The organism is Peribacillus tepidiphilus (genome assembly GCF_009466385.1).
Lineage (GTDB): Bacteria > Bacillota > Bacilli > Bacillales > DSM-1321 > Bacillus_BN > Bacillus_BN tepidiphilus.
Genome location: NZ_WIAQ01000026.1, coordinates 34,858 through 43,484 on the forward strand (window position 1 = coordinate 34,858; position 8,627 = coordinate 43,484).

Annotated in this window: 8 protein-coding genes; 2 read left to right on the plus strand and 6 right to left on the minus strand. The window is 36.9% G+C overall.

Annotation, left to right across the window (positions count from 1 at the left end):
• Positions 1-18 precede the first annotated feature (18 nt).
• Complete coding sequence (locus GD441_RS13510; RefSeq protein WP_153126958.1) at positions 19-465, plus strand: cupredoxin domain-containing protein; 447 nt, start codon at positions 19-21, stop codon at positions 463-465.
• Positions 466-476: 11 nt separating this feature from the next.
• Here the strand turns inward: GD441_RS13510 and GD441_RS13515 are convergent, their stop codons facing one another.
• The 3 genes from GD441_RS13515 to GD441_RS13520 all read right to left on the minus strand — a co-directional run bounded on the left by GD441_RS13515 (position 477) and on the right by GD441_RS13520 (position 1,896).
• A complete protein-coding gene (locus tag GD441_RS13515) occupies positions 477-1,061 on the minus strand; it encodes a hypothetical protein (protein ID WP_153126959.1) in 585 nt (194 codons plus the stop codon).
• 136 nt (positions 1,062-1,197) lie between these two features.
• Positions 1,198-1,353 (minus strand): hypothetical protein, encoded by a 156-nt coding sequence (locus GD441_RS17040; RefSeq protein WP_191992194.1) that lies wholly within the window; start codon positions 1,351-1,353, stop codon positions 1,198-1,200.
• Positions 1,354-1,632: 279 nt separating this feature from the next.
• Entirely contained in the window at positions 1,633-1,896 is a 264-nt protein-coding gene (locus GD441_RS13520; protein ID WP_153126960.1) for a GyrI-like domain-containing protein, read from the minus strand.
• A 352-nt stretch (positions 1,897-2,248) separates the two neighbouring features.
• Here GD441_RS13520 and GD441_RS13525 point away from each other — a divergent pair, with 352 nt between their 5' ends.
• On the plus strand, positions 2,249-5,287 hold the full coding sequence (locus GD441_RS13525) for an efflux RND transporter permease subunit (protein WP_153126961.1): 3,039 nt from the start codon (positions 2,249-2,251) through the stop codon (positions 5,285-5,287).
• Between the two features lie 353 nt (positions 5,288-5,640).
• Here the strand turns inward: GD441_RS13525 and GD441_RS13530 are convergent, their stop codons facing one another.
• The 3 genes from GD441_RS13530 to GD441_RS13540 all read right to left on the minus strand — a co-directional run bounded on the left by GD441_RS13530 (position 5,641) and on the right by GD441_RS13540 (position 8,107).
• Positions 5,641-5,925 carry a CC/Se motif family (seleno)protein gene (locus tag GD441_RS13530; RefSeq protein WP_153126962.1) on the minus strand — a complete coding sequence of 95 codons (285 nt, stop codon included), beginning with the start codon at positions 5,923-5,925 and terminating at the stop codon, positions 5,641-5,643.
• 304 nt (positions 5,926-6,229) lie between these two features.
• The gene (locus tag GD441_RS13535; protein ID WP_153126963.1) at positions 6,230-6,709 is read right to left on the minus strand and encodes a hypothetical protein; all 480 of its coding nucleotides are present in this window, start codon (positions 6,707-6,709) and stop codon (positions 6,230-6,232) included.
• A 192-nt stretch (positions 6,710-6,901) separates the two neighbouring features.
• Positions 6,902-8,107 (minus strand): MFS transporter, encoded by a 1,206-nt coding sequence (locus GD441_RS13540; RefSeq protein ID WP_153126964.1) that lies wholly within the window; start codon positions 8,105-8,107, stop codon positions 6,902-6,904.
• Positions 8,108-8,627: the final 520 nt, after the last annotated feature.

The following is an 8,627-nucleotide window of genomic DNA, read 5'->3' on the forward strand; positions in this document are numbered from 1 at the left end:
AGAATAGGAGGAGGAATTATGCAATTTGTTTTGATTAAGAAAAAATGGCTTTTCTATGCTTTAGCTTTTATTGTATTTATCATTAGTTGTTGGTTTTATTTATCTTCACAATCGACTTCGACTGCAAGTTTGGAAAAATCCAACGCAAATTTAGAAATTCATATGGTTACGGGCGAATTTTCATCCAAAACGGAAGATGGAAAAGTAATCGAGGCGTACAGATGGGATCCAGGCACAATATATGTTCCGCAAGACGAAAATGTTACATTAGTCATTCACGGGGTAAATGGCAGCGAACATCCCTTTCATATTGAAGGAACTGATATAAAGGGTGTTGTAAAGAAAGGACAAGAAACCGTCATTCCAATAAAATTTAAAGAAGAAGGAATCTATCGTTTAATCTGTGATACACATGGACATCATGGACAAGATATACCTATGATCGCCTATATTGTTGTTGACTAAATGTATTTTGGTTAAAGGCCGATATATCTTGCTTGATGACCGATATTTTGAGCTGACGACCGATATATGTTGGCTGATGACCGATATTTTGAGCTGACGACCGATATATGTTGCCTGACGACCGATATATGTTGCCTAATGACCGATATATGTTGGCTGACGACCGATATTTTGAGCTGACGACCGATATATCTTGCCTGACGACCGATATATGTTGGCTGACGACCGATATATCCTGCCTGACGACCGATATATCCTGCCTGACGACCGATATATGTTGGCTGACGACCGATATATGTTGGCTGACGACCGATATATCCTGCCTGACGACCGATATTTTGAGCTGACGACCGATATATCCTGCTTAACGACCGATATATCCTGCCTAATGACCGATATATGTTGGCTGACGACCGATATATCCTGCCTGACGACCGATATATGTTGGCTGACGACCGATATATCCTGCCTGACGACCGATATATGTTGGCTGACGACCGATATATCCTGCCTGACGACCAATATCTTGAGCTGACGACCGAAAAGTGTATGTCATAGATAGTAATAAGAATAAGAAATTGACCTATACTATACATTTAAAAGGGAAGACTAGATGTTCTTCCCTTCTTTTTTTGATGAATAGAAGGACCTTTTTAGAATTCAATCTAAAAAACATCTTTTAATAATCGTTCTCACACTAAATCCTTTGATATAATGGCTCTCATTCATTAATTAGCTTGGATCATTTTCGTCTAATGATAATGTGGTAACGCGCGTATATTCACCCTTTTCAATTTCCTCTTTGGTAGCACTCTTTTGTAGCTCATCTTCTGTATTCATTCCTTCAGCAATAGTTGGTTCATTGATTGCTTGTTTCTGTCTCTTCATGTAAACACCCCTTTCTTTTTTATTTTTTCCATATATAATGCATTCATCCAATTTTTTATCCATACATGTTTGAAGTCTTGCAATATAAAAAAAGCTGATCGAACCATAAAAAACAGCCTCACTTATGTAAGTGAAGCTCCCTTCTTGCTCAAAATAACAGGTACATGATTTTTCTTAATATACTTCTTTACTTAAGATTGGTTTAAGTAATTTAACCTCTTCAATACGGTCAACAGTCTTTTTATTCTTTTGTTCTTATATTTACAAATACTGCCCCTATTATTTTACGGGGATCCAAATTTCAGAATAGTAATCAGGGCTGTAAGGATCTTTGTCTGGGTATACTTCTATATCTGGTGTGCCGGCATGCTGAAAGCCACTTGATGGAAACCATTCTAAAAAAATTTTCTTCCACACTCTCTGCATCGCATCTGGCATTGGACCATTGACTTCAAATACAGCCCATTTGGATGCAGGGATTTCTAATTTCAGTAATTTGTCAGGTGTGTCACCAATATATTCTGTGGCTATCCAATAATCCATTTATTGTAGAACTTATTATTGAAAATTTCTTGTCTAAAGGCTTTATTCCCATAAAATCAGTTCCTTGTGCAAATTCAGTACTGTTACACTTTGGACACGTATTCTCGTTCATCATAGAATCAACTCCTTGATCAATTTTAAAATTTATACGTATTATTAACAGAAAAGTTCCAACATTACGTAAAACTTTCAAAAAGGGTGTCTACTAGATAAGGACATTTGTCCACGAACGGTGCCTGACACCAAAAATAAAAGATTCTTAATATATTTTTTTCTTTCCTAATATGATTAAATGTGATACGATTCTACTCAGAATTTGCAGGTAATTTGTACCAAAAAGGAGAGGTTATCTATGTCTTGGTTTACAAAATGGTCTTTCAAGAACAAGGCTGCTGTTTCGTTAATGACCCTATTAATTTTAGCCGTGGGAATTGTCAGTTACTTTAGGCTCCCAATGGAGTTTTTACCGGAAGCTGATAATCCACAAATTACGATCGTCACTTTGGGTCAAGGTACTGATTCAAAAACAATGGAAACACAGGTTACAAATTCAATCGAAAGTGCTGTCACAGGAATAAAAGGAAAACGCTCTGTTTACTCCACTACTGGTGATGGTTTTTCAAAGGTCGACCTGTTTTTTGAAGCAGGTTCTGATATGAAGCAAGCAAAACAAGATGTCCAAGATGCACTCAACAAAGTAGCCCTTCCACCAAACATATCTAAGCCCTCTGTTACTCAGCTTAATACTTCTATGATTCCCATATCATTCATAGCCGTAACTTTTAAAGAAGGCGTAACCTCTGAAAATCTTGATTTTGTCAAGGAAGAACTACTACCTCTGTATAAGGATATTAAAGGGGTTGCAAGTGTTCAAACGTTTGGGATGTCCGAATCCGTGATTTCAGTAAAAATCGATCATGTCAGATTGGCAGAAAAGCAAGTACCTCTCCAAAATGTCATGGGCGTTCTTCAAGGCCAAAATACTGCTATAGCCATCGGAGAAAAAATTATGGATGGAAAAACGAGCAATATTAAGGTTTTAGGAGACGTAACGAGTATTGAAAAATTAAAAGGAATTTCAGTGGCCCCAAATGTCACACTTGGAGATATCTCAAAGATTGAAGAAACGAAAAATGAAAACATCATTAGCCGTTTTAACGGAAAAGACAGTATTGACATAAGCATTACAAAGGACAGCCATTCAAATGCTGTAATCCTCAACAAAGAAATCGAAAAATTAACGAAGGAAATAAACAAGAAATACCCTCATCTAGAGTCGACTGTATACTTATCAACTGCTGAGATGGTCGAGACCTCTGTTCATACCATGATGAAAGAGGTGCTTCTTGGCGCATTTTTTGCAACAATAGTTATTATGGTGTTTTTACGAAATATCCGGTCCACCTTTATTACAATCGTTTCAATACCGTTATCCCTTTGCTTTACACTATTCCTACTATCATGGTCTGGCATTACATTAAATATTTTAACGCTGGGCGGGGTAGCAGTTGCCGTTGGACGTCTAGTTGATGACAGTATTGTCGTGATTGAGAACATTTTCCGTAAAATGCAAAAAGAAAAATTCTCTGTGCAAATGGTAATGGATGCAACAAAAGAAGTGGGTGTAGCGATTACTGCTTCTACATTAACAACAGTAGCCGTTTTCTTACCAATGAGCTTATTGAACGGCGGGCTTCAGGAATTCCTTCTACCGTTTGCCTTAACGGTTACCTATTCTTTGCTCGCTTCCTTAATCGTAGCATTGACTGTTGTACCTTTAATGAGTGCTGGAATTTTGAAGAACACAAATTTGCCAAAGCATAAACCGGCTGTTCGTTTTACAAGACTCGTAACCTGGTCTTTAAATCATAAATGGGTTGTGCTTCCTATTGCATTCCTGCTGTTTGCCGGTTCTATTGGTACGTATTTTGCCATGCCGAAGGGTGCAGTTGATAACTCCACAGCAGACTATATAGGTGTTTCTTTAAGCTATCCGAATGATACGCCTGTCGAAAAAGTAAAAGAAAAAGCTATTGAACTCGAAAACTCTATTCGGGAAATAGATGAAGTGAAATATGTTTTCGTACAATTAGGAACGTCAGCCGAAACTGCCCAATACGGTGTGGTAACTTCACCTACTGAAGCGACCATTAGTATTATGTTAAAAGATCAAGATGACACGGACAAAATTCTAAAAGAAGTGGAAAAGTTCAAGGATGATTATCCTGGTGCTGAGTTTTCAGCCTCCGCTGCATCATTCATGGGGGCAGGATCTAAAACGAACATTACAATTGATGTAATTGGAGATGATGTTAAAGATCTTGAAGCAGCTGCTAACGATATTAAAGAAAAGATTAAAGATATTGATGGAGTTGAAAAAGTTACAACCAATCAAGAAGCAAAGAAAACTGTTTACTCTTTAATCGTTGATCCTACGAAAGGAAACACTGAACAAATTGCGCAGCAGCTAGGTGTTATGTTAAATAGAACACCGATTGGTACGATTTCCTTAAATGAGAAGCAAACACCTGTCATTCTTGAGCCGGTTCTTGACACAAAAACGCCTGAAGATTTAAAAAATATTCCGATCATGACACAGGCTGGCATGGTTCCTGTATCAAAAATTGCTTCATTAAAAAGTGAAGAAAGTACAACGAACCGTTTCCATAAGGATGGTAATACCTACCTTCAAGTATCAGCAACTGTAGATCCGGCTAAGCTATCTGAAATTTCTAGTAAGATTAATCTTGAAATTTTCGGTGATAAAAAAGACAAAAAAGGCATGGATTTACCTGAAGATGTAGAGGTTTTCGTTGGCGGTGCAAGTGCCCAGCAGTCAGATGATTTTACGGATTTATTCCTTACAATGCTTGTATCTATAGGAATCGTCTTTTTAATTATGGTTATTACATTTAAATCATTCAGAGCACCTATTGCCATATTATTTGCTCTTCCTCTTGCAGCAATCGGAGCTATTTTAGGCCTATTAATCAGCCGAATTTCGGTTGATATAACAGCGCTTTTGGGTGCTCTTATGCTGATTGGAATCGTTGTAACAAACGCAATTGTCCTTTTAGATCGTGTTAAGCAAAACGAGCAAAAAATGATCATTCGTGACGCAATTGTTGATGCATCGACGACGAGAATGCGACCAATTATGATGACTGCTGTAGCAACCATTTCAGCTATGCTACCACTGTTATTCAAAAAAGCAGAAACGGGTAGTTTAGTATCCCAAAGCTTAGCTGTCGTAGTAATAGGCGGGCTGGCTGTTGCTACCCTACTGACACTGATCGTGATTCCGTGTATTTACGAATTGCTTTATTTTAAGAAATCAAAAAAGCAGCGGGCAAAAAATACTGTCCCTGTCGATCAGGATCTTGCTCTTTAAAGAGAATAAGCAACATCATGTCTAGTCGGGAAAATTCTTGAATATCTTACATTTAAGAGCATTTTACATTTGATTGAAGAAAAATATCCCCAAACTTAAGCTAATATGATCCCTCCTATGTGACAGTATGAAATAAACATGCTGTTACATAGGAGGGATTTTTTTTCCCCAAAAATACGACTTTTTTAAATGAAAAACATGATCAATTGGTATTATTCATGCATTTACCTCCTACTATTTCTATTATTAAATAAAAAAGCACAATCCGTATTATATACGTAAAGTGCCATCGTTGGAGAATACCTATGAAAAAGATTCTATTCATTTCTACTAGGGTCGTAAATCTCACTTAACTAAATAATGGCAGAGACATTGGCTGAAATCGATTGTAACAATCCAATTCCCGACAGTTTTAAATGAATCTTTTCGTCTGAGTTAATATTTTTATGTACATAGATTGAGAGAGTATCAACTTTATACTGATTATATCGTTCCAAAGCCTTTGGTTTTTTTGGTATAGCAACTAATTCTTGAACCCCTACAAAACAGCAGCCTTTTACCTCAACATTTTTTACTGTTAAATGGTTTCCTTTTGATTCAATCCACCTTTTTGCTTGTTCATCTAATTCGATAATCATGTCACCATTCTTTCCTTTCTACTATTAAGAATACGATATTCGTTGATATAACAAAGATTATAAAAGGAGCTGTCCAATAAGTCGAATTTTCGGCTTTTGGATGCCCCTTTTTATGTTCAAGAATATGGATTATCACCATTCTTGATTTTCAATTTTTAATGAAATTGCCCTTTTCGGATAGCCCTAAAATGAATATGCAATTTCATATGTTTCTCCACGATAACGGAACTACTTAATCATGAACGTGCCTGTCTTTTTCATTAACATTATTTTGCACTGTTATCCAAACGTCTCTCCATTCACATTACGGAATATATTGCTCAGTAATGGAAATGATTTTTCCGTCTTTTATTTTTATGTGAAAAGGGATCATTTCATATCGATCCTTTGAGGTCACTTCTCTCATGAACTCTTCTAGTGTAACTTCTTGATTCCAGTTGATTTCATTTGTTTGGTCTAGCTGATAGGTTTGCATAATAAACGTGGCACCTTGGTCAATCGGTAGCTTTTCCGTTTCCGTGTCGGAATTTCGTATGTAATATCCATCAGGCACTACACATTTGCCCTCTTCTTCATAACATTCCCCATCGATTTCTGCTTCTTGGTTGGCTTTCTCGCCTTCATACCATTCGATCCAATCAACTTTAGCGTAATTCCCTTCTTTAGCAGAAACAAAATGAACAAAAGCAGTTCTTTCTTCTACCGTGTTTCTTTCTTTTTCAGCAGCTACAAATGTGACAGGTAAAATGCTAAGTATGAGTATAGTAATCAAGGCTTTTTTCATTTTTTGGAAGCCTCCTGTTTTGATATCTTCTACTACTTTATTAGACGATTGAAACGATGATTAGTTTCAACATAATAAAAAATATTTTTTTTGTTGGATTCCTCCAAACATTGGACAAGTTATCTGCTATCACTGACATCCTATTCAATCCTTTTTAAAAAAAGAACCAGCAGAGAAAACTGCTGGATCTTCTTATACTAGTTCCTTTTGTTTTGTTTCTTTTCCTAATGTAAAAACAGCAAAAGCTCCTATGAGAATGGCAATTGTGAAGATTGTAAATATGGTTGTGATGGACGTTTTTTGTGCTACAAAATAACCGACAAGCAGAGGTCCTAATATTCCACCGATTCTTCCAAAAGATGCAGCCATTCCGGCACCAGTACCTCGGATCACAGTCGGATATTGTTCAGGGGTATAAGCGTAAAGCGCTCCCCAAGCACCAAGATTAAAGAATGAAAGAAAAATTCCGGATGTTAATAATAAAGATAAGGATTCGGCTGTTCCAAAGAAATAAGCGCTAGTTGCAGTTCCGATTAAATAGGTAATCAAGACGAACTTTCTTCCCAATCGTTCAATAAACCAAGCAGCTGTAAAATAGCCTGGTAATTGAGCCAACGTCATGATTAATACATATTGAAAGCTTTTGATCATACTGAAACCCTTCATAACCATAACGCTCGGCAGCCATAAGAACATTCCATAATAAGAGAACACTACGCAAAACCATAGAATCCATAGCATGGTGGTTTGGCGTACATGCTCTTTCGACCATACCTTTATAAGATTTTGAAGAATGGATAGTCTTTGTTGCTTTTGAACAGCTTGAAATTTCGGTGAATCAGGCAAATTCAGACGGAGATATAGTGCATAAAAAGCAGGTAATGCACTTAATAAAAGTGCTGCTTGCCATCCAAATTTAGGGATGACAAAAAATGAAAGGATTGCTGCTATTAACCACCCTCCAGCCCAAAAGCTTTCAAGCAGAACGACTACTTTTCCTCGCTTTTCAACCGATACACTTTCAGAAACTAACGTAGATGCAACGGGAAGCTCTCCTCCTAAACCCATGCCAATGAAAAATCTGAATATCAAGAATGCTGTTAATGTCGTGGTAAATGCTGAAACACCACTTCCGATTGAAAATAGAAGCAAAGTAATGATAAAAACCGCTTTACGCCCTATGCGATCAGCCATTAATCCGAAAACAAGCGCTCCAACAGCCATCCCGATCGAATTCACACTGCCAATCCAGCCCATTTGCTGGACAGATAAGCCCCAATCCTTTTGTAGAGCAGCAATAATAAAGGAAAGTATCCCCACGTCCATTGCGTCAAACATCCAGCCAAGACCGGCAATTCCAAGCAACTTTTTAGTAGAAATCTCTTTCTTTTTTTTCATAATTTCCCCCTTAATCGTAAATGCGTATTGTCAAAACTTTTATAGTAAATAGGTTAGTAAATCCTATATTAGAGGGCTTTTTGAGCAAAAAAATTGCCACCCCCTGAAATTTAGGTAATAGTGAGGTTACCACACCGACACTAAATCCCTAAATAAAGGAAGTGACAATCTTGTACCCTCAAATTATAACCTATTTATTAAATTTTATAAACTATCAAGAACAGGTNCGTATTGTCAAAACTTTTATAGTAAATAGGTTAGTAAATCCTATATTAGAGGGCTTTTTGAGCAAAAAAATTGCCACCCCCTGAAATTTAGGTAATAGTGAGGTTACCACACCGACACTAAATCCCTAAATAAAGGAAGTGACAATCTTGTATCCTCAAATTATAACCTATTTATTAAATTTTATAAACTATCAAGAACAGGTAATTCGAACATTATTGACTCTTCTTGTGGGGAAGAGTATGTTCGACAAACCTTTAGATCAACCTGTAAAGCAAGAATATCGAAAGTTACA